This window comes from Bacteroides sp. DH3716P (assembly GCF_025914115.1).
In the GTDB taxonomy this organism is placed as follows: Bacteria; Bacteroidota; Bacteroidia; order Bacteroidales; family Bacteroidaceae; genus Bacteroides; species Bacteroides ovatus.
In genome coordinates this window covers 2,362,376-2,384,897 of sequence record NZ_CP083673.1, presented here as the reverse complement: position 1 = coordinate 2,384,897, position 22,522 = coordinate 2,362,376, and the positions used below count along the sequence as shown (strand labels likewise).

Here is a 22,522-nt window from a genome sequence, read left to right as displayed (position 1 = left end):
CCCTCGTTATGAATTACACTAATGCTAATTATTTATTGACTACATTCTCCGGTTTGCCAGAAATGTAAGCCTGAAGATTGCTGATTGCAATATTCATCAGACGTTCACGAGCCTCTATGGTTGCCCAGGCAATGTGCGGAGTGATGTAGCAGTTCTTTGCTGTCAGCAATGGATTGTCGGCACAAGGCGGTTCGGTAGAAAGCACGTCTACGCTGGCTGCATAAATCTTACCGCTGTTCAAAGCATCTGCAAGATCTTGTTCGTTGATAAGCGGTCCGCGACCGGTATTGATTAAGATAGCTGTCGGCTTCATCATAGCAAGACGGCGTGCATTCACCATTTCGCGTGTATCCGGTGTAAGCGGGCAGTGCAAACTGATAATATCGCATTCGCTGAACAATTGATCCAAATCCATCTTTTTGATTTCCGGTGGCAACTGGAAGTGAGATTTAGAAGTCAATGCGTACACTTGCATACCGAATCCGATAGCAACACGCGCTGTGGTATATCCGGTGTTTCCCAATCCTACCAGACCGATTTTCTTATCCCGAAGTTCCATCAACGGAGTGTCCCAAAAACAGAAATCTTTGTTGTTTGTCCAACGGCCTTTGTGCACTTCTTCGGAGTGGTGTTGCACTTGTTGAGTGATGTTCAGGATATGCGAAAATACCATTTGAGCAACGGAAGCGGTGCTGTATGAAGGAATATTAGTAACGACGATTCCCCGTTCTTTGGCAGCAGCTGTGTCTACCACGTTGTATCCGGTAGCCAATACACCGATATATTTCAGTTCGGGCAGTGCAGCCATGTGGTCTGCATTGATGATTACCTTGTTAGTCAGAATTGCTTCTGCACCGGCTGCACGTTCTAATACCTCTTCCGGAGCTGTACGATCATAAATTGTACATTCTCCAAGAACTTTCATACCTTCCCAGGATAAATCTCCGGGATTGGCGGCAAAGCCGTCTAAAACTACAATCTTCATTTCAATTTCAATATTAATAATAAGTTATACGTGTTTTCTTAACAACATATTGATATTATAGGCGCGGATTACACGGATTTCACGTTTTCTTAAAATATGCTTTGCATGAAGCATCTGCGTAATCCGTGTAATCTATGCCTGAAAATATCATTTCTTGAATTTGTCTCCCCACAACTGTATCATCCGTTCGGCATGCTTCTGCTCTGCCGGATTGTTTTGCGGTTGCCATATCCGTTTGTCTTTCAGTTCGTCCGGAAGGAATTGCTGTTTGACAAAGTTACCTTCATAGCTGTGTGCATATTTATATTCCTGTCCGTAGCCCAGTTGCTTCATCAGTTTGGTCGGAGCATTGCGCAGATGCAAGGGGACAGGCAGATTACCGGTTGAACGGACTAACTCCAGTGCGTCATTGATCGCGCTGTATGCCGAATTACTCTTCGGACTGGTAGCCAGATAAATCGTTGTTTCAGCCAAAGGAATCCGTCCTTCGGGCCAGCCGATTTTCATCAATGTTTCAAAGCAGGCGTTAGCGAGAAGCAGTGCGTTCGGGTTTGCCAAACCAATGTCCTCGGCAGCCGAAATCACCAGTCGGCGGGCAATGAAAGCAGGATCTTCGCCTCCTTCCACCATACGGGCAAGCCAGTAGATCGCTCCATCGGGATCACTGCCACGAATAGACTTGATGAAAGCGGAGATAATGTCATAATGCATCTCCCCATCCTTGTCGTATGCCAGCGGATTTTGTTGCAACCGTTCGGTCACCATTTCATCGGTGATGACGACAGTCTCTTCCGTTTCCGATTGCACAACGAGTTCCAATATATTAAGCAGCTTGCGGGCGTCTCCACCGGAAAAACGCAACATGGCGGTTGTTTCTTTCAATTCAATTTTGCGCTCTTTCAATACGGCATCCGTGGTGATGGCACGTTGCAGAAGTTCCAATAAATCTTCTTTCTCCAAAGATTTGAGCACATAAAGCTGGCAGCGGGACAGGAGAGGGCGGATGACCTCAAACGACGGATTCTCCGTTGTTGCGCCAATCAGCGTGACTGTTCCGTTCTCTACCGCTCCCAACAGAGAATCCTGCTGCGACTTGCTGAACCGATGGATTTCATCGATAAACAGAATCGGGCTGGACTGTGAAAAGAAGCGGTTGCTCTTGGCACGTTCTATCACTTCGCGCACATCCTTCACACCGGAAGTCACGGCACTTAACGTATAGAAAGGTGTTTCCAGTTTGTTGGCAATGATTTGCGCAAGGGTTGTTTTACCCACTCCGGGAGGTCCCCAGAGAATAAACGAAGAGATGCGTCCTGCGTCAATCATTTTCCGCAAGATAGCCCCCGGTCCAACTAAATGTTTCTGACCGATATAATCATCCAAAGTCTTTGGCCGTAACCGTTCTGCTAGTGGTTGCATAATTTTTTAGAATACCATTAATACCATGAAGCGGATACCGTTTTTGTTGATACCCGGATTATCACGATAAGTGAAACGATGTACATACTCAACGTGCAGCAACTTGAAAATGTTGTAGATACCTACACTTGCTTCGACATACGGCACTTTCGGGTCCATCACGAAACTGGTGAACTTACCGTCGCGTGTCGGGAAACGGAACAAATCGGGATTGTTGCTCTTGAACGGATTATTCTTGTCCGTCAATGTTCCCCACAAAGCACGTACACGGAACATTTCCCTCCATTTCAGGTTCTTGATAAGAGGAATACGGTTGAAGAGTTTTCCATTCATGTCGTATGATAATGACATGGAAGCGTAACGGTCGTTCAGGAATTCCATGTTATTAATCAAGTTGAACGTTTCGCGCTGGGTGATGTAGGACAAGTTGGCTTCCGGCAGGATTAACAACGGGAAAGGAACTGTGTTCCATTCTGCACCTGCTTTCACGCTGCAATCAATCTTTCCCCAGGAAGCCGGGAGCCAGAAACGTTTCCACACACTTGCTTCCGTGCGGTTAAAGTTATAATCCCCGCCCAATACTCCTTTGAAACCCATAGCATGAGTGAGCGTAAAGATAGGAGCGTCCAGCGACACAGGCACGCGGCGTTGCTTGGAGTTGACAAATGATTCGCCCGGCGCATAGCGCAGCGTCAGACTTGCTTCGGAAGTCGTGACATCGTGCACACGGGTTTGTGCGGCATCATTGCGCAGGTATTCCAGTTTGCCGGTAGGCTCGTCGTTACGGTGTCGCAACATGGCTTTCACTCCGAATCCCGTCAGCGTTTCGAGTTCATAATTAATGGTGGCGTCGCGCATATACGACATTTGGTCTACTGTCGTTGTCTTGACCGACAGGAAGATATTATCTTTATCCGTAAACAGGAATTTGTCCATCGGAGACATTACATCATAACTGTATGTTGCCGAAAGATAATGTTTCGGGAACTCCCAGACCACATAATCGCGTTTGTTGAACGAATAAGTCACCGTTCCGCTATATTTCCAGCGTTCGTCTTTCAGACCGTACGCTCCGTATCCGCTCAAGAACCAGTGCTTGTCGAAATGAGCCGTAGTCATACCGCTCAACCGGAAACGGGTACCATCAATGTAATTGCTCGAAATCATGGTGTTGATAGGGCCGATGTCCACTTTGCTCGGATGCTCTTTGCTTCCTGTTTCTACAAAGTTCTCAATCAGTGCTTTCGCTCCGAAGATGATGTATTTGAATCCCGGAATCTGTTCGAGACGGTTGACGAATACATCCATCGAACTTTCTTTCTTTGTCAATGGTACTTGACGGACACTCGCCCAGTACTCATCGCTTTTCGAGAGCATATCCGCTTCTTTTATCACGCTGCCTTTCAACCGGAACAGTCGTTGTTCAATAGGATCGAATTTATAATTACTATATTTCGTGGTTCGTTCCACCTGCAATCCACCTGCTGTTTTGTTGGAATTCCAGGAAAGGTCTACGGTCATGTCATCATCCGCCAATACCCAGTTGCCGTTGGGCAGTTGCTCATACTGTTGCGTGATGTCCATGCGGTTGACAAAGTTGACTCCGGTCTTTTTAGGCAGGTTCATCGTGCATTTCTGAACGGCGTATGTAGAATCGTTCAATACATACAGATGGCCGGTGAATCCGAAGTCCTGCGAGTTTTGCGGAACAAAAGTGAGGTGGACACATTCGCGTTTGTTTACCATCAATGTATCCATCAGATAATATTTATAAAATGAGATGGCATTGTTACCGATCGGACTGACGAAACGCTGCTGAAGCAACCGGATATCATCATCGTAGATATTGATGTCGGCAAATACGTCTTTCAATACGGTACCGAGCATATCTCCCGTAGAGAAAAATTCTTCTATACCATTGGAGTTCTTTCCTTTGATAATCGTTTTCTTGTTTTCGGGATTTTTGCGGTAGATGGTTTGCGAGGACGTTTCCTGTACGGAAATAGGGAGAATCAACTTATTGGTTGTTTCCGACACTTCCACTTGGTCTCTTAAGAATGAATATTTTTTGTAGATACCTTTTTCAAGCTTTTCCGGTGTGAGGTCGTTGATAGACATTTTCATCTTCTCGTACTTGTCGTACTGATAGTACTCGTTCACTTCGAGGACTTGTGCCTTTTTGTGTTCGATTACCTTCTTCATGAATTCCACTGCCGGATTGTTCTTGCGGGAATATTTCTCCTTTTGAGGTTTCACGACAACCTCGTTCAGGAGCACATTATCCGGAGCTAACTTAACGTTCACTGTCTGATTGTTGGAACCAACCCGAACCGTTTTACTGATATAACCTACAGCGGAGAACACCAGTGTTCCTCCGTTTCTGCGGGTGTCAAGACTGTATTCTCCGTCAATATTGGTGATGGTACCCATATCTCTCTTTTCCTGGTAGTAAACAGAGATATACATCAATGGCTCGTGGGTAACCGAATCAGTGACTACCCCTTTAATTTGCTGTGCAAAAGCATTGGAAGCTACCAATACGAGTAAGAACAGTATAAGTATTTTGTTATATCGTTGTATCATAACGTTCGTAGTAGGGCTGCAAAGTTAACAAATAACTCTAAGGATAACAGAATATATAACTTTTTTTACCCATCGTTTTTTGTTGTTTACAAGCATATATCGTCCGATAATTCAAGGAACATCCCGCTGTTAATCCTTTTGATAAGGGCATTTCCGCATTTCATTCTCCCGGTTCCGGTATTTGAAACCTTTGCTCCTGTTGTAGGGCACTTTTTGTTTCGACCCTTGAAACTTTTTGTTTCCCGGCATGAAACTGTTGGTTTCTCGGTGTGAAACACTTTGTTTCTCGGTGTGAAACTATTAGTTTCAAGGCGTGAAACTAACAGTCCCATGCCGGGAAACGGAATGGAACATGCCGGGTAAATGTTATTTGCTCGTAAGTATCTGTACAATACGCTCTGCGGTACGTCCGTCCCAACGTTCGGGAAGTTCGCCACGTTTCCATTCACCGTGCATCAGTGTATCCATGGTTTTGGCAAGCAGGGCAGGATCTTCTCCGACAAGTTCGTTGGTTCCCATGCGCCACGTTTCCGGATGTTCGGCATACGTGTTGAGTGTGATACAAGGAATACCCAGGAAGGTCGCTTCTTCGGCTACGTTTCCTGAATCTGTTATGATTCCTTTCGCCTTGTTTATCAGATAACCGAAGAACAGGTAGTTCTGCGGCGGCATGATATGGAGATTCGGAGCTTCGATGTCCAACTCTTTGATGGCATTGCGCACGTAGGTGTGCAGCGGTGCAACGATAGGCATACCGGCAGACTTGTCGATGATTGTTTTCATCAACTGACGCAGATTCTCCTTATTGCCGAGTAATACACGACGATTGAGAGTAAATAGGAGATAATTTCCTTCTTGCAGTCCCAAGACGGAGAACCATATCGGTTTGAGCAAGCGGTTCCGGTTGTAGCGGATGGCATCAATCAGAATGTTGCCTACATAATATACGTTTTCGCTTTCCGTTCCCGTCTGGTTCAGGTTGCGGTTGGCAACCATACCGGCTGTGAACAGATAGTCGGATAGTCCGTCTGTAATCATGCGGTTGACTTCTTTCGGCATTTTCATATCGAAAGAACGGGTTCCGGCTACGAGATGCGCTACCTTGATGCCTTGTTTCTTGGCAACGATGGCACAACTCATGGTTGCGGTCAAGTCGTCTACCACAAGGACTACGTGTGCCGGATTTTCCGTCAGTTCTTGTTCAAAGGCTACCATGATTCCGGCTGTCAAACTCGTTGGATTACTGCTTTCCACTCCCAGATATACATCAGGAGCTTTCATGTCGAGATCCGAAAAGAGAGAAGCATCCAGACTCGTATCGTCTTTCCTCCCGGTATAAACCAGTCGGTAAGAGATACTTTTACCCAGCGCCCGTGCGGCTTCAATAGCGCGTGTAATGGGAGCTATCTTCATAAAATTGGGGCGTGCCCCCGCAACAATTGTTATTTTCATATTGTTTCTACCTAATTCGGTTTAATTCGTGAAGCAAAAGTACATTTTCTTACGGAATTTATTCGTTACTTTGCATACAAAATAACAAATATATGCCCACATTCGTTCAAATTCTTGATTTTATAGGCACATTTGCCTTTGCTATTAGTGGTATCCGGCTAGCTTCGGCGAAACGTTTCGACTGGTTCGGCGCTTATGTGGTAGGACTTGCTACGGCTATCGGCGGCGGTACTATCCGTGATGTGCTGCTCGACGTGACACCGGGATGGATGACCGACCCTATCTATCTGATTTGTACAGGACTGGCTTTGTTATGGGTCATCTGTTTCGGACGCTGGCTCATCCGGCTCAATAATACTTTCTTCATTTTCGATACCATCGGTCTGGCACTGTTTACCGTGGTAGGTGTAGGCAAGAGCATTGCTCTGGGTTATCCTTTCTGGGTGGCGATTATCATGGGTAGCATTACGGGAGCGGCCGGTGGGGTCATTCGTGACGTATTTATCAATGAAATACCTCTTATCTTCCGAAAGGAGATTTACGCAATGGCTTGTGTCGTAGGCGGTATTGCATATTGGATTTGCGATCTCGCAGGTATGGAGTCCTACGCTTGTCAGTTGATTGGCGGATCAGCCGTATTTCTGACTCGCATCTTAGCTGTAAAATATCACATTTGCCTGCCTATATTAAAAGGTGGGGAAGAGCCGGAAGAATAAGGATGGCATTATTTTTCCTCCTTTATATCCAGTTCTCCTTGAAAACTAATGGACTGACGGTTTTGCATATTGACATCGATACTTGCCGAACCATTGGGAAATACTTTGGCTCTGAATTCATATCTGTCTTCAGGATTACGTGCGACGAACTTGATAACGGCATTCCCTTTTTTATCCATTTCCACATTATATTCTTTGAGGATGGTTTTGAAGTTAAGTCCGTCACCTCCGCCATACGGAATGCTATAAGCCCGTCCATAATAAGGCAAGTAAGAAATAACCGAATCATTTCTGATTGTCAGTGAGTAGGAAGATGTCAAAGGGATGGAGCGTCCGCGCATCGGCATGGCAGTGTTGACATCTATCTTGTAATTTTCAGATTCAATTAGTTTCATTACTGCTTCTTTCTTCTGTTCCTTCTTTTCCTTTTTACTTTGTTGAGCCGAAAGGGTAGGGATGCCCACTAGCAAGGCTAGTAACAGCATAAAGATTTGCTTCTTCGTTCTCATATCAGTTTGCATTTAGGTTGATGTATATATGTATAACAATCAAATATACTAAAAAGACAGGGATACTTCTGTTTCTTTTAATGAAAATTAAACAGAACCCCCTGTTATTTATGAGTTTAGCCCAATTTAGAACTGTTCCAGTATTTCAATTCGTTTTTCAATGGGAGGATGAGTGGCAAACAATCCGTTGATTCCGCTGAATATACTTTTCGATTTCTTTTTAGGATTCTGTATAAATAATTGCGCCACGTCTTTCCTTTCTACTGCCTCGATGGCAGGATCTGCCGATATTTTGCGGAGAGCGCTGGCCAGTGCCAACGGATTCTTCGTCATTTCTGCCGATCCCGCGTCTGCCATGTATTCGCGTTTGCGTGAAATGGCAAAACGCATCAGGCTTGAGAAAAGATAACCGATGGCGGCTATCACTAAAGCGAGTAGAATGAAAAGAAAAATGCCGCCACTACCTTTGCTGTTGCTGCGTACACGTATGTGCGTGATGGTATATAGGGTGATTTCTGTCAGCATGGAGAAGATACCGACAAATACGATGGATATTATCAGCAAGCGCACGTCACGGTTGCGGATATGACTTAGCTCATGTGCAATCACTGCTTCCAGTTCTTCATCATTCAGTTTTTTGATGATACCTTCCGAGAGGGTAACAGTGTATGTACGTTCATTGATGCCGCTTGCAAATGCATTCAGAGAACTGTCATAGATGATATTGATTTTCGGCATCTTCATGCCTTGCGACATACATAGGTTTTCTACCAGGTTGTAAACGCGCTTATTCTCTATACGATCCAGCGGTTTGGAACCGGTGGCAGAATTGATAATGCTTGTGTTGCCCCAGTAGGCAATCAGAAACCAGATGATTACGATTCCCATGGTGTATGGCAACGAAGAGAGAAAGAAATGATTGACCATTGGCATTATTTCTATTTCCATACTCTTTCCGTATCCAAAAAGAACCAACAGGTAGCAGGATAAATAGAGGAGTGCTGCCACGAGACAGGGAAACAGGAACAGTAGAAACGCAGAGCGCAGATTATTCCGGCTCTGCTGTGTTTGGATTCCGACGTATTGCATGCGTGTTCAACTTTTGTAATTGAGTGGACGGTGTGAATAAAGAGTTTAGAAACTTATTTTAGGTGCCTGATCCAGATTCGCACGTTCATTCTTTCCCAGGTCGAACATGATTTCTCTTTGGAATCCGGTCATTCCTGCTACTATATTCGATGGGAATGTCTGTACGGCGTTATTATATTCTTTGGTTGCCGAGTTGAAGTAACGGCGGACAGCAGCCAGTTTATTCTCTACATCAGCAATTTCTTCCTGTAATTGCAGGAAATTCTGATTAGCTTTCAAATCGGGATAAGCCTCGAGAGTGATTTTCAATCCTGCAAGAGCAGAGCTTAACTGGTTTTCGGCAGCTATCTTATCATCAATCGTTTTTGCGCCGACTGCACCGTTACGTGCCTGAATCACCCGATCGAGCGTTTCCTTTTCGTGTGCGGCATATCCTTTCACGGTGTCTACCAGTTGGGGAATGAGATCATGGCGTTGTTTCAACTGTACATCGATGTCGGCGAACGCATTTTCACGATTGTTTCTCAATTTCACTAATGAGTTGTACATGGAAGCAAAGAAGATGCCCAGCAATACAATAATCCCTACAATAATAAGTATGGTCATAGCTTTTTGTTTTATTTAATAATATAAAATCAAAAGTAATCTATTTGGTTCTTTTAACCAAGTAGTAGGGGGTAAATTTCGCTAATACCACCTAAAAACTGTCAGAAAGCACCCAAAATCTGTCAATTGATAGAATTTCACCCTAAAAAATAACGGATCCTACCCTGCTTGATAAGCAAAATACCTTTAAACTTGCAAACATCGAGAAAAACGAAATATTAACCATAAAACCATTAAAGTATGAAAAGTTTAAGTTTCAGAAAAGATTTAATTGGAGTACAGGAAGAGTTGCTTCGTTTTGCTTATAAATTGACGGCCAACCGTGAAGAAGCAAATGACTTATTGCAGGAAACATCTTTAAAAGCATTAGATAATGAAGAAAAATATGTTCCGGACACAAATTTCAAAGGATGGATGTACACTATTATGCGTAACATCTTTATAAATAACTACCGTAAAGTAGTACGCGATCAAACTTTTGTTGACACAACCGATAATTATTATCACTTAAATCTGCCACAAGATTCAGGATTTGAAAGTACGGAAGGTGCTTACGACCTGAAAGAAATGCACCGCATCGTCAACGGACTCCCCCGGGAGTATAAGATTCCTTTCTCTATGCACGTATCTGGTTTTAAATACCGCGAAATCGCAGAGAAACTAGGATTACCATTAGGCACAGTGAAGAGCCGCATATTCTTCACACGTCAACGTTTACAACAGGAATTGAAAGATTTTGTATAAATGAGGATAACGCATACAAACAAGCTTATTAGCAGAAGGAGCAAAGAGAATCTATCTCTTCGCTCCTTCCTTTTTTATAACCTATTTTATTTACGATTAGATGATTTACGATGTACGATTGAAGTTTGAATTGTGAATGAGGGAATACTCATGCAAAGATAAGTACTTATGATTCCAATAGTTGTTTCAATCGTACATTGTAAATCGTCTAATCGTAAATTAAACTAGGTTATAAATTCTTTCTTGTTATTTGCTTTTCTTTTTTTTGCTTTTTTTCTTTTCAACGGCCTTCTCGTCCGGTGGGAATTTAGGAACCAGATTCATCAGCCGTAATATCTGACTTTGTCGTTTTAGTATGTATGACGAAGGTTTCGCCGAGTTAAATCGTATCGGGTTGGGTAGGGTGGCGGCGATGAGCGCGCATTGTCCCCGGGTCAGCTTGTCGGCTGTTGTTCCGAACTTATTTTTTGCGGTTGCTTGTGCACCGTAGATGCCATTTCCCATTTCTATAGAGTTGAGATAGACTTCCATAATTCGCTCTTTCGACCAGAAGAGTTCGATGAGAAACGTAAAGTAGACTTCGAGCCCTTTGCGTACCCACGACGATTGCGGCCATAAGAACACATTCTTGGCTGTCTGCTGACTGATGGTGCTTGCTCCCCGTTTCCGTTTGCGTGTTTCGTTTTCTTTCATCGCTTTCTTGATTTCTACGAGGTCGAACCCGTTGTGTTCGGCAAAACGGTTGTCTTCGGAGGCTATGACCGCCATCGGCAGGTTGGGAGATATCTTATCAAAAGAAACCCACGTGTGCTTCCACGTGGGTTTATCTCCTGAAAAAACTTGCTGAACGCTTCGGATAACCATCAACGGAGTTACATAAACCGGCATGAAACGATAAATAATCACTGCCAGTAGCGTTGATGCAAAGAAGAAAATCAGCAGGTTGCGCGTATAGCGCAGTAATTTTTTAATGAGTAGCTGCTTGTGCATCTTTAATCATTTGCTCACTTGCGTACATGTATACTTCTACACGACGGTTTTGTTCGCGACCGGCAGCAGTGTCATTGCTTGCAACGGGATCGCTTTCACCCATTCCTTGTACACTCTTGATCTGATTGGTGGAAACACCGCAACTCAACAAGTAACTGGACACACTTTGCGCACGTTCTTGTGATAAGTTCAGGTTCTTTTGCTGGCTTTGTGCAGCAGTACTGTTCTTCCAGCCCTGGTTGTCGGTATATCCGTAGATAGACACGTCCATATCCCGGTTCTGGTTGAGCACATTGTTGGCAAACTTGCTTAAAGCAGATTTAGCAGCAGCACTTAGATTTGCATTACCGGTAGTGAAAAGAATACCCGAGTCGAATGTTACTTTCACGGCTTGCAATCCGTTGTTGTCTGTTATCTGTTCTACTTGTGCGCCTTCAATTTGTTTTGCTTCTGCTGCTGCTTTGTCCATCTTCTTACCGATAAGAGCACCTGTACCTGCACCTACTGCCGTACCAATAGCAGCACCGATAGCAGCACCTTTACCTTTACCGATAACACCTCCCAGGATCGCACCTAGTGCAGCGCCCGAACCACCACCGATAGCAGCACCTTTACCAGTGTTGTTCATACTTCCACAGCTACCAAATATCATGGCAATACTCATGAAGAGAACCATAAATTTCATCTTGTTCATAATGTTGATGTTTTTTAATTGGTTTATAAAAAATGTTTTTATACGAATCACTTCGCATTATTAATAACAATGCAAAGATACATATTATTTGGCAAGCGTGTACTTTTTAAGTTAAAATAACTCGGATGAGTCCCTTTGTTTGTTAATAAAGGGAAATGATAATTATCCTTTTATCGTTGAAGGAATACTCAAACACTTCTTTTTAATAATAATGAACCAACTCAAAAGAATTAACCCTTTGGCAACCGTGGTGATGCAGACTGCCCACCAGATTCCTTCCACTCCCATACCCATCCGTACAAACAGGATGGCAAGCGGAATACGCATATAGTTGCAACTGATGCTGATAATAGCAGGAGGGATGGTGCGTCCGATGCCGTAGAATACTCCCTGCATGGTGATTTCGAGCATCATAAAAAGTTGCGAATATCCGTCGATACGGAGGAACACACCTCCGGCTTCGTAGGCCGCCTGTTCGGGGACGAATATGGCAAAAACTTCATTCCCGAAGAAAACGAATAGTAATGTGCAGAATGTACCGAAGATTCCCGTCATCCATAAAGTCGTATACCAGGCTCTAAGTACCCGTTCCACTCGTCCGGCGGCGTAGTTTTGGGCGATGAAGGCACTTAGAGCGGTGGAGAATCCCTGTGAGGTATTCCAGGTGATTGCTTCAATTTGCCCTCCGGTGGTGAAAGTCATCAGTCCGATGTGCCCTCCCTGTTCCGAGGCGGTGCGGCAAAGGAACATATTGACGAAAGCAAATAGCGTATTCAAAGTAGCTACGGGCAATCCCAGTTTAAAGATTCTCCGTGTATATTTTTTCTTTAGCCGCGTGAAGAAAGGGAAACCGCCAAGCAGGGCATCCCGGCAACGCAACTGATAAACGAAAATCAGGAAAACACTTGCTTCCGCAATCCAGGTAGCGTATGCCGCACCATTGGTTCCCAGCCCGAAACCGAAAATGAAGAGCGGGTCCAGAATGATGTTCAGTATCAATCCTGTGCCGCTGATAAAGAACGGGACTTTACTGCGCCCTGCTGCATTATAAATTCCGGTGAAGGCGGCGGAGAGGAAGACAAAAGGTAATCCGGTAGAAACAATCCGCAGATATTGGATGGCATTGGCCGTAATATGATCCTCGAGTTCATAGATGCGTATGATAGGTTCTGCAAATATAAAAAGGAGTGTGCCCCAACAGATGGAAATAATCAAAGCAATCGTGATGTTATGAGACGCGAAACTGCGGGCATCTTCCTGGCTTTGCGCACCGATGGATTGTCCGACACTCACTTCAGATCCCACCTTATTTAATAAGGAGATAGAACCGGACATCCAGGTCAGGATTCCGACAGAACCGATGGCGGCTACGGCTTCACTTCCCAGTCGTCCTACCCACGCCATATCTGTGAGGCTATATGCCATTTGGATAAACGACGTTGCCATGATCGGCATTGCCAGATTAAACAGTTGACGATTGATAGGGCCTTGTGTCAGATTCTTTATTCCTTGCATATAATTTTTCTAATCAAAATGGGGTGCAAAGATACGCAAAATTACTATCTTCGCGCATCTAATTATTCATTAATCAAAGTACATAGATACTATGAAACAGAAATTTTCTACTATTTTTATCTTGCTGCTTCTCTTTTTTGCTGGTTCACGAGTGGTAGCGCAAAATGTTCCGAAACCTTTTGATATTGAACAACCTTCACTTCGCGTATTCCTTCCTGCGCCGGAACTGGCAACGGGGCGTGCTGTGGTTGCGTGTCCGGGAGGTGGATATTCACATTTGGCATTCGAACACGAAGGCTGTGATTGGGCTCCCTACTTTAATAAACAAGGTATTGCATTGATTGTGCTAAAATACCGGATGCCGAACGGTGATCGTACATTACCCATTTCGGATGCTGAAGCAGCAATGAAATTGGTGCGTGACAGTGCCGATGTCTGGAATTTGAACCCGAATGACATTGGTATCATGGGCTCTTCTGCCGGTGGACATCTGGCTTCTACCATTGCCACTCATGCCAAGCCCGAACTTCGTCCGAACTTTCAGATTCTTTTTTATCCTGTGATTACGATGGATAAATCTTATACCCATAGAGGCTCTCACGACAACCTTTTGGGAAAAGATGCTTCTGCTGAATTGGAACTTGAATATTCTAATGAAAAGCAAGTGACGAAAGATACACCGCGTGCTTTTATCGTATATAGTGATGATGATAAAGTCGTTCCGCCTGCTAACGGAGTTAATTATTATTTGGCGCTGAACAAGAACAATGTTCCTTCAGTGCTTCATATTTATCCTTCCGGTGGACATGGATGGGGAATTCGCGAGGGTTTCCTCTATAAGAATGAAATGTTGGACGAACTGACGTCTTGGCTCCGTAGTTTCAAAGTACCTCATAAAGATGCTATCCGTGTAGCTTGCATTGGAAATAGTATTACGTATGGAGCACGTATCAAGAATCGTGATCGTGACAGTTATCCGGCTGTGTTGAGCCGTATGTTGGGAGAGGCTTATTGGGTAAAGAATTTCGGAGTCAGTGCCCGCACTCTGCTGAACAAGGGCGATCATCCTTATATGAATGAAAAGGCTTATCAGGATGCGCTGGCTTTCAATCCTAATATCGTTGTTATCAAGTTGGGTACGAATGACAGTAAATCATTCAACTGGAAGTATAAGGCCGACTTCACGAAAGATCTGCAAACGATGGTCGATGCTTTCAAAGCGTTGCCAGCTCAACCGAAGATTTATCTTTGTTATCCTTCTAAAGCCTATCAGACCGGTGATAATATCAACGATGATATCATCTCTAAACAAATCATTCCGATGATAAAGAAGGTTGCCAAGAAAAATAACTTGTCTGTCATCGATCTTCACGCAGCAATGGACGGAATGCCCCAGTTGTTTCCGGATAAGATCCATCCGAATGAAGAAGGGGCTAAAGTGATGGCAAAAGCTGTTTATCAGTCCTTGAAAAAGTAAAATAAGGAACTTGACGATTGTAAAATTTCCGGTTGAAATAATCTCTTTTAGAGAAAGTTTTAACCGGAAATTTTTTAGTTTAATCACAAATAATCTTCTTATAATATGCTAAAAAAGTGTCTTTCTGAAAGTTAGATTTGTTACCAATCTATATTTTTGCGCCCGAAAAATAATAAAATGATAAATAGCGTTATGAATAGACTACAAGATTTTACCTTTTTCTCGCAGTTGATGGCTAACGCTAATATGGGATGGTGGAAAGCCAATTTATCAACTGCGAATTATGAATGTTCTGACTTTATAGTAGAGTTATTAGGTCTGGATCAGACCGGAGTTATTAGTTTTGAAGATTTCAATAAACGTATTCAGAAAGAGGAACAACTTTCTACAACAGTTCATTCTTATGGTGTGTATCAACGGCCGGAGGTGGTGTATTTGCTTGATACGGTGAAAGGAGCTGTTTGGGTACGTAGCAAGGTATGCTTTCAAGAAACGGATGAAGACGGAAACGAAATCATTTATGGTATATCCGAAGTGCAAGATGGTCCTGATATGGCATCTGCTTACCAAGCTTTGCAATACAGTGAGCGTCTCTTATCTAACATTTTCAAGTATTTGCCTATTGGTATCGAATTATACGATATGGATGGGGTATTGGTGGATCTGAACGATAAGGAATTAGAAATGTTTCATATAGAGAAGAAAGAAGACGTATTGGGTATCAATATTTTTGATAATCCTATTTTTCCGAAAGAAATGAAAGAACGGCTGAAGAAAAATGAAGACGCCGACTTTACTTTCCGTTATGACTTCTCGAAGGTCGGATCGTATTATCAGAATACCCAAAAACAGGGTACGATTGATCTGATGACTAAAGTGACTACATTATATAATAGTGAGCATCAGCCAATAAACTATCTATTGATTAATGCGGATAAGACAGAAACAACGGTAGCCTATAATAAGATTCAGGAGTTTGAGGAGTTTTTTGAATTGGTCGGTGATTATGCCAAGGTCGGTTATGCTCATTTCAATATTTTGAGTGGACACGGCTATGCCCAAAAAAGCTGGTACAGAAATGTGGGTGAAGCGGATGAAACTCCGTTGTCCGACATCTTTGGCACATACCGGCATTTCCACCCTGATGACCGTGCCTTGTTGATTCGGTTTTTGGACGACGCACGAAAGGGACTTACTACCAAACTTAGCAAAGAGATGCGTGTTCTTAGGGAGGATGGCACATACACATGGACGCATGTCAATCTGTTAGTAAAGAAATATGCCCCGCAGGACCGGATTATCGAAATTATCAGCATCAATTATGATATCACAGAACTGAAAAGGACAGAAGAAATGCTTGTCAAGGCACGTGATAAAGCTGAAGCGTCCGATCGGTTAAAGTCTGCTTTCCTGGCTAATATGAGTCATGAAATCCGTACTCCTTTAAATGCTATTGTCGGCTTTTCAAGCCTGTTGACTAGTACGGAAAATGCAGCGGAAAAGGAACTATATAATTCTCTGATTGGACATAACAACAAACTATTATTAAATCTGATTAATGATGTAATTGATCTTTCTAAAATAGAATCCGGTTATCTGGAATTGCGTCCGGACTGGGTTAACCTTACCGAGCTTCTTGACGAGAGTGTAGCGGAGTATGCTCATCAAGTACCATCCGGCGTTGAACTTCTGACTAACTATCCGGCACATGATTCTCTGGTAGAACTGGACAAATTGCGTATCAAACAGATCTTGAGTAATTTCCTTTCGAATGCCTTAAAGAACACTACCACCGGACATGTGGAAGTCTTCTATGAGGTAGACCACCAATCTGTCAGAATCGGTGTTAAAGATACCGGTCGGGGCATCCCGCAGAATATGCTTGAAAAGATATTCGAAAGGTTTGAGAAATTGGATTCCTTTGCTCAAGGGGCCGGTCTGGGCTTACCTATCTGCAAACTGATCGTCGAGAAGATGAACGGGCGGATATTAGTCGATTCCCAACTGGGGATAGGTACTACTTTTATAATCGAATTACCGTGTCGCTCTATGCTTGTAGAATAAGTATATGTGAAGAATATTAAAATAAAAATCCCTTGATAACGACTGATTATCAAGGGATTAATTTTATGTTTCGTGATCCGCCTGGGGCTCGAACCCAGGACCCCAACATTAAAAGTGTTGTGCTCTACCTGCTGAGCTAGCGAATCAATCCTTCAGTGCTTTCTTTCGAATGCGGGTGCAAAGGTAGAACATTTTTTTATAACTCCAAAAGAATTCAAACATTTTTCTTATCTTTGTGCCATTATCAACAATATATAATCATACATTATGGCTGCTGACGATAAAAAAATTATCTTCTCAATGGTAGGAGTGAGCAAAGCATTCACTCCTAATAAGAATGTGCTGAAAGACATTTACCTGTCGTTTTTCTATGGAGCGAAAATCGGTATTATCGGTTTGAACGGTTCTGGTAAATCAACGTTATTGAAGATCATCGCCGGTTTGGAGAAATCCTTTCAGGGAGAAGTCGTGTTTTCTCCGGGATATTCCGTGGGGTATTTGGCACAGGAACCTTATTTAGACAACACAAAGACAGTAAAAGAAGTAGTGATGGAAGGTGTGCAACCCATTGTTGACGCACTGACAGAATACGAAGAAATCAATCAGAAATTCGGTTTGCCGGAGTATTATGAGGATCAGGATAAGATGGATGCTCTTTTTGCTCGCCAGGGTGAATTGCAAGATATCATTGATGCAACTGATGCATGGAATCTGGATAGCAAGTTGGAGCGTGCGATGGATGCTCTCCGTTGTCCGCCTGAAGATCAGCCGGTAGAAAATCTCTCCGGAGGTGAACGTCGCCGGGTAGCTCTTTGCCGTTTGTTGCTGCAGAAACCGGATGTGCTTTTGCTGGACGAACCTACCAACCACTTGGATGCAGAGTCTATCGACTGGTTGGAACAACATCTACAACAATATGAAGGTACGGTTATTGCTGTGACGCACGACCGTTACTTCCTCGATCACGTTGCCGGATGGATTCTTGAACTGGATCGTGGTGAAGGTATCCCCTGGAAAGGTAACTACTCTTCCTGGTTGGAACAGAAGACCAAACGTATGGAAATGGAAGAAAAGACCGCCAGCAAACGTCGTAAAACACTGGAACGTGAGTTGGAATGGGTACGCATGGCTCCGAAAGCCCGTCAGGCGAAAGGTAAGGCACGTCTTAACTCTTATGACAAATTGCTGAATGAGGACGTGAAGGAGAAAGAAGAGAAACTTGAAATCTTTATTCCGAATGGTCCCCGTCTGGGTAATAAGGTCATTGAAGCCAAACATGTGGCTAAAGCATACGGTGATAAATTGTTGTTTGACGATTTGAACTTTATGCTTCCTCCTAATGGTATTGTCGGTGTGATTGGTCCTAATGGTGCGGGAAAGACGACATTGTTCCGCCTGATTATGGGATTGGAAACAGTGGATAAAGGAGAATTTGAAGTAGGAGAGACTGTAAAGGTGGCGTATGTAGACCAGCAACACAGAGATATTGATCCGAATAAGAGCGTATATCAGGTAATTTCCGGTGGTAATGAGTTGATCCGCATGGGTGGACGTGACGTGAATGCGCGTGCATACCTTTCCCGTTTCAATTTCTCCGGAGGCGATCAGGAAAAACTCTGCGGTGTATTGTCCGGTGGTGAAAGAAACCGTTTACACTTGGCGATGGCTTTGAAAGAAGAAGGTAATGTACTGTTGCTCGATGAGCCTACCAATGATATCGACGTAAACACTCTGCGTGCTTTGGAAGAAGGTTTGGAAGATTTCGCCGGCTGTGCAGTAGTTATCTCGCACGACCGTTGGTTCCTCGACCGTATCTGTACACATATCCTTGCTTTTGAAGGAGACTCCAATGTATTCTACTTCGAAGGTTCATATTCAGAATATGAAGAAAACAAAATGAAACGTTTGGGAAATGAAGAACCAAAACGCGTTCGTTATAGAAAGTTAATGACTGACTAGTATAAAGTAATAGATTGAAGCATTTATAATGCTTTCTGTTTCAAAATAAAAGGCTCTGCAAATATTGTAGAGCCTTTATCGTTTTATAACAAGGGAAAACGTTTATCTCTCTTAAAAAATTGTAGTATAATCGTAATGTAGTTCTAAATATTATTAATTATATTTGTGCACAGTTTTTAAAAGCAAACAATTTATATTAACTAATCAACTACATTTATGTTAAAGAGAATGCGATCTTTTTTAGTAGCGGCGATGCTCATGGTCATTGCTACCGTTAGTGCGCAGGTTACCACTTCTAGTATGAGTGGTAAGGTTACAGCACAAGATGAACCTATCATTGGAGCGACTGTGGTTGCAATCCACGAGCCGTCAGGTACACGTTATGGTACAGTGACTAATATCAGTGGTCAATTTAATTTGCAAGGTATGCGTACCGGTGGTCCTTACAAAGTTGAAGTTTCTTATGTTGGTTATCAGACTGCTATTTATAAAGGTGTAAATTTATCGTTAGGAGAAGTATACACTTTAAATGTAGTTTTAAAGGAAAGTTCTGAATTATTGGATGAAGTTATAGTAACAGCACAGAAAACAGTAGAGAAGATGGGGACTGTAACGAATGTGAGTGAGCGTCAGTTAACGACATTGCCTACTATTAATCGTAGTATTACTGACTTTACTAAACTTTCTCCTTATGCGGGTGGCAGTAATTCTTTTGCCGGACGTGATGGACGTTATAATACAATAACTGTGGATGGTGCAGCTTTGAACAATAATTTTGGTTTGAGTACTAATAATTTGCCGGGTGGAGATGCGCAGCCTATTTCACTTGATGCAATTGATGAAATTAGCGTTAATGTTTCTCCTTATAGTGTTACGTATTCCAATTTTACGGGAGCTTCTATTAATGCTGTAACCAAGAGTGGTACAAACGAATTAAAGGGAACAGTTTATACATATCAGAAACCAAAGAATTTTATAGGAAAATCTATTAACGATGTTGACGTTCCTAATGTGGAAAGTTATAAATCCAGTTTGTATGGCTTTACATTAGGAGCTCCGATAATAAAAAATAAACTATTCTTTTTTGTAAATGGAGAATTAGAAAATAGTACTAGCCCTGGTATTTTGTGGACTCCTAGTCAAGAAGAAGGTGGAAGTGGGGATAATCAAAATCATATTTCTAGAACTTGGATAAAGGATTTGAAGACAATAAGTGATTTTGTAAAGGATAAATATGGATATGATCCGGGAAGTTATGATAAATTTGATGATTTCGAGAGTAAAAATTGGAAGCTTATGGCTCGTTTGGATTGGAATATTAATAAAAGTCATAAACTGTCATTACGTTTTAACACAGTGAAATCAGAAAATGATGCTAGTATTAGTTCAACTTCTTCGGTAATCACTAAAGCTAATTCAAACCGTTATGGGGTTGATGCATTTGCATTTGGAAATTCCAACTATGGTTTTAGAAATATTGTAACGTCTCTTTCCGGTGAGTTGAATAGCAATTTTTCTTCTTCAGTACAAAACAAATTATTAGTGACTTATACCCATATCCGAGATTCTCGTACAACTAAGGGAGATGCGTTTCCAATGGTTGATATTTACAAGGACGGTAAGCAGTATATGACATTGGGTACAGAATTGTTTACTCCTTTTAATGATGTCGAGAATAATGTATTTAGTGTTACTGACAATGTAACTATTAATAAAGGAAACCATTTGATAACTGCCGGTGCAACATTTGAAAGACAGTATTTCATGAATTCATATTTACGTGCTCCTTATGGATATTATCGTTATGCTTCAATGGACGATTTTATGACGGGAGAAAAACCGATGCTGTATGGCATTACTTATGGATATAATGGAAAAGACGCTCCGGGAGCTGAACTGACATTTGGTATGTTGGGAGCTTATGCACAAGATGAATATTCTATTACACCTAATTTAAAATTGACATATGGATTACGCTTTGATTTACCGTTATATTTTGATGATTTGTTAGGGAATGCGGCTATCAAAGAACAGTCATTTAATGGAACGAATGTTGACGTATCCGAATGGCCGAAAAGTAAATTGTTAATATCTCCTCGTTTAGGATTTAATTGGGATATAAAAGGTGACCGTTCTATTGTTTTGACTGGAGGTACAGGCTTGTTTACAGGGTTATTACCATTTGTATGGTTCACTAACCAACCGACAAATGCAGGTCAGATGCAAAATATGGTCGAATTTGAGACTTCGGAATTACCGGCAAACTTTGCTTTTAATCCAAATTATAAAGAAACTCTTACCCAAAATCCGGATATGTTTCCATCAACTCCGGGAAATGAGGTCCCCGGTGCTATAGCTTATGTGGATCCGAATTTTAAAATGCCTCAAGTTTGGCGTAGTAATGTAAATGCAGAGTTTCAGTTACCTTATGGATTTATGCTTTCTGTTGGTGCTATGTATACACGTGATATATATAATGTTGTTCAGAAGAATATGAACGAAAAGGCCCCTTCTGGAACCTATAATGAACAACCGGGACGTGTATATTGGACTAAGAATAATTACTATGACAATCCTAAGACGAAAACCGTTATACAGTTGACTAATGGGGATGAAAAAGGTTATCAATATTCTTTTAATGCAGTATTAACGAAGAAATTTGATTTTGGCTTTACAGGTTCATTTGGGTACACTTATACAATGGCTAAAGATATGACGGCAAATCCAGGTTCATCGGCGGCTTCAGTATGGCAGAATAATGTTGCAGTTAATTCATTGAATGATCCGGGTGTCTCTTATTCTTTATTTTCTACCCCGCATCGTTTGATAGCTAATGCTTCTTATGAAGTTGCTTATGCGAATATGAAAACGACTGTTTCTTTGTTCTATACAGGTTACCAACAAGGACGTTTTTCTTATACCTATTCTAATGATATGAACGGTGACGGAAACTATTCCGATTTGATGTATGTGCCTGCTTCTAAAGAAGAAATGACATTTGTGGATATTAAAGATAAACAAAATAATGTGACTTATTCGGCGGTAGACCAACAAGAAGATTTTTGGAACTATGTAAATAATGACTCTTATTTGAATGATCACAAGGGGCAGTATGTAGAACGTGCTTCTTCTTTAGAACCGTGGATTCACCGTTTTGACATGAAGATAGCACAGGATTTTTATGCTAAGATTGGTAGCCGTAAGTACGGTATTCAAGTAAGTCTTGATATGTTGAATATTGGTAACTTATTAAATTCGAAGTGGGGGGCTTATCGCTCTTGCGGTTTGCAGAGTTATGATAATGTAAGGTTGTTAAAAACAGCAAGTAAGGTAGGAGAACCTCTTACTTATCAGATGAATGCATCTTCTCGCGAGGTGTTCCAGAAAAATTCTAAATGGGATTATACTGCTTCTACAGGTAGTGCATGGCAGATGCAGTTAGGCGTTAAGTTTACATTCTAGAATATTTATATAAAAAGATGCTTCGTTCAATAAACGGAGCATCTTTTTTATTTCATCCTCATCACCACCGGATTATGATCGCTATAATTAAGATCCGGCGAGAAGTAATCCGTGCTATTCAGTTCCGGTGAATGGAGAATATAGTCGATTCTCAACAGATGCTTGAAGTACTTGAAAGTATACATATACCCATGCCCGCTCCTCTGAAAACCATCCTGCAACTTATCACCTTTTATAGTATGATAAACATACGAAGAC

16 protein-coding genes, 1 tRNA gene and 1 pseudogene are annotated in these 22,522 nt (G+C 42.2%); 6 read left to right on the top strand and 12 right to left on the bottom strand.

Annotation, left to right across the window (positions count from 1 at the left end; genetic code table 11):
• Positions 1-28 precede the first annotated feature (28 nt).
• The 4 genes from KQP79_RS08680 to wecB form a co-directional block, all read right to left on the bottom strand.
• Positions 29-985, bottom strand: a complete 957-nt coding sequence (locus tag KQP79_RS08680) for a D-2-hydroxyacid dehydrogenase (protein WP_061448296.1) — start codon at positions 983-985, stop codon at positions 29-31.
• A 147-nt stretch (positions 986-1,132) separates the two neighbouring features.
• Positions 1,133-2,404 (bottom strand): replication-associated recombination protein A, encoded by a 1,272-nt coding sequence (locus KQP79_RS08675; protein ID WP_004316871.1) that lies wholly within the window; start codon positions 2,402-2,404, stop codon positions 1,133-1,135.
• 6 nt (positions 2,405-2,410) lie between these two features.
• Complete coding sequence (locus KQP79_RS08670; protein ID WP_061448297.1) at positions 2,411-4,987, bottom strand: DUF5686 and carboxypeptidase-like regulatory domain-containing protein; 2,577 nt, start codon at positions 4,985-4,987, stop codon at positions 2,411-2,413.
• Positions 4,988-5,353: 366 nt separating this feature from the next.
• Positions 5,354-6,439: a non-hydrolyzing UDP-N-acetylglucosamine 2-epimerase gene (gene wecB / locus KQP79_RS08665; RefSeq protein WP_004311581.1), complete on the bottom strand. Its 1,086-nt coding sequence runs from the start codon at positions 6,437-6,439 to the stop codon at positions 5,354-5,356.
• Between the two features lie 92 nt (positions 6,440-6,531).
• Here wecB and KQP79_RS08660 point away from each other — a divergent pair, with 92 nt between their 5' ends.
• Positions 6,532-7,155: a trimeric intracellular cation channel family protein gene (locus KQP79_RS08660; protein ID WP_004311582.1), complete on the top strand. Its 624-nt coding sequence runs from the start codon at positions 6,532-6,534 to the stop codon at positions 7,153-7,155.
• An 8-nt stretch (positions 7,156-7,163) separates the two neighbouring features.
• Here the strand turns inward: KQP79_RS08660 and KQP79_RS08655 are convergent, their stop codons facing one another.
• From KQP79_RS08655 to KQP79_RS08645, 3 genes are all read right to left on the bottom strand, one after another.
• Positions 7,164-7,664: a DUF4251 domain-containing protein gene (locus KQP79_RS08655; protein ID WP_032846475.1), complete on the bottom strand. Its 501-nt coding sequence runs from the start codon at positions 7,662-7,664 to the stop codon at positions 7,164-7,166.
• Between the two features lie 126 nt (positions 7,665-7,790).
• Positions 7,791-8,753 carry a M48 family metallopeptidase gene (locus tag KQP79_RS08650; RefSeq protein WP_264386627.1) on the bottom strand — a complete coding sequence of 321 codons (963 nt, stop codon included), beginning with the start codon at positions 8,751-8,753 and terminating at the stop codon, positions 7,791-7,793.
• 45 nt (positions 8,754-8,798) lie between these two features.
• The gene (locus KQP79_RS08645) at positions 8,799-9,359 is read right to left on the bottom strand and encodes a LemA family protein (RefSeq protein WP_004311585.1); all 561 of its coding nucleotides are present in this window, start codon (positions 9,357-9,359) and stop codon (positions 8,799-8,801) included.
• A gap of 240 nt (positions 9,360-9,599) precedes the next feature.
• On the opposite strand from KQP79_RS08645, the gene KQP79_RS08640 reads away from it, so the two are divergent.
• Positions 9,600-10,103 (top strand): RNA polymerase sigma factor, encoded by a 504-nt coding sequence (locus tag KQP79_RS08640; RefSeq protein WP_008022098.1) that lies wholly within the window; start codon positions 9,600-9,602, stop codon positions 10,101-10,103.
• A 246-nt stretch (positions 10,104-10,349) separates the two neighbouring features.
• On the opposite strand, the gene mtgA is transcribed toward KQP79_RS08640, so the two are convergent.
• The 3 genes from mtgA to KQP79_RS08625 form a co-directional block, all read right to left on the bottom strand.
• Positions 10,350-11,093 carry a monofunctional biosynthetic peptidoglycan transglycosylase gene (gene mtgA / locus KQP79_RS08635; protein ID WP_061448298.1) on the bottom strand — a complete coding sequence of 248 codons (744 nt, stop codon included), beginning with the start codon at positions 11,091-11,093 and terminating at the stop codon, positions 10,350-10,352.
• Positions 11,071-11,787, bottom strand: a complete 717-nt coding sequence (locus KQP79_RS08630) for an OmpA family protein (protein WP_004311588.1) — start codon at positions 11,785-11,787, stop codon at positions 11,071-11,073. The genes mtgA and KQP79_RS08630 overlap by 23 nt, the downstream gene beginning before the upstream one ends.
• 162 nt (positions 11,788-11,949) lie before the next feature.
• Positions 11,950-13,302 carry an MATE family efflux transporter gene (locus KQP79_RS08625; RefSeq protein ID WP_008643882.1) on the bottom strand — a complete coding sequence of 451 codons (1,353 nt, stop codon included), beginning with the start codon at positions 13,300-13,302 and terminating at the stop codon, positions 11,950-11,952.
• Positions 13,303-13,393: 91 nt separating this feature from the next.
• On the opposite strand from KQP79_RS08625, the gene KQP79_RS08620 reads away from it, so the two are divergent.
• Both KQP79_RS08620 and KQP79_RS08615 read left to right on the top strand, forming a co-directional pair.
• Complete coding sequence (locus KQP79_RS08620) at positions 13,394-14,779, top strand: GDSL-type esterase/lipase family protein (RefSeq protein ID WP_004311590.1); 1,386 nt, start codon at positions 13,394-13,396, stop codon at positions 14,777-14,779.
• 192 nt (positions 14,780-14,971) lie between these two features.
• Positions 14,972-16,843 carry a PAS domain-containing sensor histidine kinase gene (locus KQP79_RS08615; RefSeq protein WP_004311591.1) on the top strand — a complete coding sequence of 624 codons (1,872 nt, stop codon included), beginning with the start codon at positions 14,972-14,974 and terminating at the stop codon, positions 16,841-16,843.
• Positions 16,844-16,916: 73 nt separating this feature from the next.
• Here the strand turns inward: KQP79_RS08615 and KQP79_RS08610 are convergent.
• Positions 16,917-16,989: transfer RNA gene (locus KQP79_RS08610), tRNA-Lys, on the bottom strand.
• 121 nt (positions 16,990-17,110) lie between these two features.
• Here KQP79_RS08610 and ettA point away from each other — a divergent pair.
• Positions 17,111-18,802 (top strand): energy-dependent translational throttle protein EttA, encoded by a 1,692-nt coding sequence (gene ettA, locus KQP79_RS08605; RefSeq protein WP_004311592.1) that lies wholly within the window; start codon positions 17,111-17,113, stop codon positions 18,800-18,802.
• A gap of 216 nt (positions 18,803-19,018) precedes the next feature.
• A complete protein-coding gene (locus tag KQP79_RS08600; RefSeq protein ID WP_004311593.1) occupies positions 19,019-22,264 on the top strand; it encodes a TonB-dependent receptor domain-containing protein in 3,246 nt (1,081 codons plus the stop codon).
• Positions 22,265-22,311: 47 nt separating this feature from the next.
• On the opposite strand, the pseudogene KQP79_RS08595 reads toward KQP79_RS08600, so the two are convergent.
• Positions 22,312-22,522, bottom strand: a pseudogene (locus KQP79_RS08595) (endonuclease); the annotation flags it as partial.

Bases quoted from the DNA above. Each gene is read 5' to 3' on its own strand.
- KQP79_RS08680 (WP_061448296.1), bottom strand. From the start codon at position 985: ATGAAGATTGTAGTTTTAGACGGCTTTGCCGCCAATCCCGGAGATTTA.
- KQP79_RS08675 (WP_004316871.1), bottom strand. From the start codon at position 2,404: ATGCAACCACTAGCAGAACGGTTACGGCCAAAGACTTTGGATGATTAT.
- KQP79_RS08670 (WP_061448297.1), bottom strand. From the start codon at position 4,987: ATGATACAACGATATAACAAAATACTTATACTGTTCTTACTCGTATTG.
- wecB (WP_004311581.1), bottom strand. From the start codon at position 6,439: ATGAAAATAACAATTGTTGCGGGGGCACGCCCCAATTTTATGAAGATA.
- KQP79_RS08660 (WP_004311582.1), top strand. From the start codon at position 6,532: ATGCCCACATTCGTTCAAATTCTTGATTTTATAGGCACATTTGCCTTT.
- KQP79_RS08655 (WP_032846475.1), bottom strand. From the start codon at position 7,664: ATGAGAACGAAGAAGCAAATCTTTATGCTGTTACTAGCCTTGCTAGTG.
- KQP79_RS08650 (WP_264386627.1), bottom strand. From the start codon at position 8,753: ATGCAATACGTCGGAATCCAAACACAGCAGAGCCGGAATAATCTGCGC.
- KQP79_RS08645 (WP_004311585.1), bottom strand. From the start codon at position 9,359: ATGACCATACTTATTATTGTAGGGATTATTGTATTGCTGGGCATCTTC.
- KQP79_RS08640 (WP_008022098.1), top strand. From the start codon at position 9,600: ATGAAAAGTTTAAGTTTCAGAAAAGATTTAATTGGAGTACAGGAAGAG.
- mtgA (WP_061448298.1), bottom strand. From the start codon at position 11,093: ATGCACAAGCAGCTACTCATTAAAAAATTACTGCGCTATACGCGCAAC.
- KQP79_RS08630 (WP_004311588.1), bottom strand. From the start codon at position 11,787: ATGAACAAGATGAAATTTATGGTTCTCTTCATGAGTATTGCCATGATA.
- KQP79_RS08625 (WP_008643882.1), bottom strand. From the start codon at position 13,302: ATGCAAGGAATAAAGAATCTGACACAAGGCCCTATCAATCGTCAACTG.
- KQP79_RS08620 (WP_004311590.1), top strand. From the start codon at position 13,394: ATGAAACAGAAATTTTCTACTATTTTTATCTTGCTGCTTCTCTTTTTT.
- KQP79_RS08615 (WP_004311591.1), top strand. From the start codon at position 14,972: ATGAATAGACTACAAGATTTTACCTTTTTCTCGCAGTTGATGGCTAAC.
- ettA (WP_004311592.1), top strand. From the start codon at position 17,111: ATGGCTGCTGACGATAAAAAAATTATCTTCTCAATGGTAGGAGTGAGC.
- KQP79_RS08600 (WP_004311593.1), top strand. From the start codon at position 19,019: ATGTTAAAGAGAATGCGATCTTTTTTAGTAGCGGCGATGCTCATGGTC.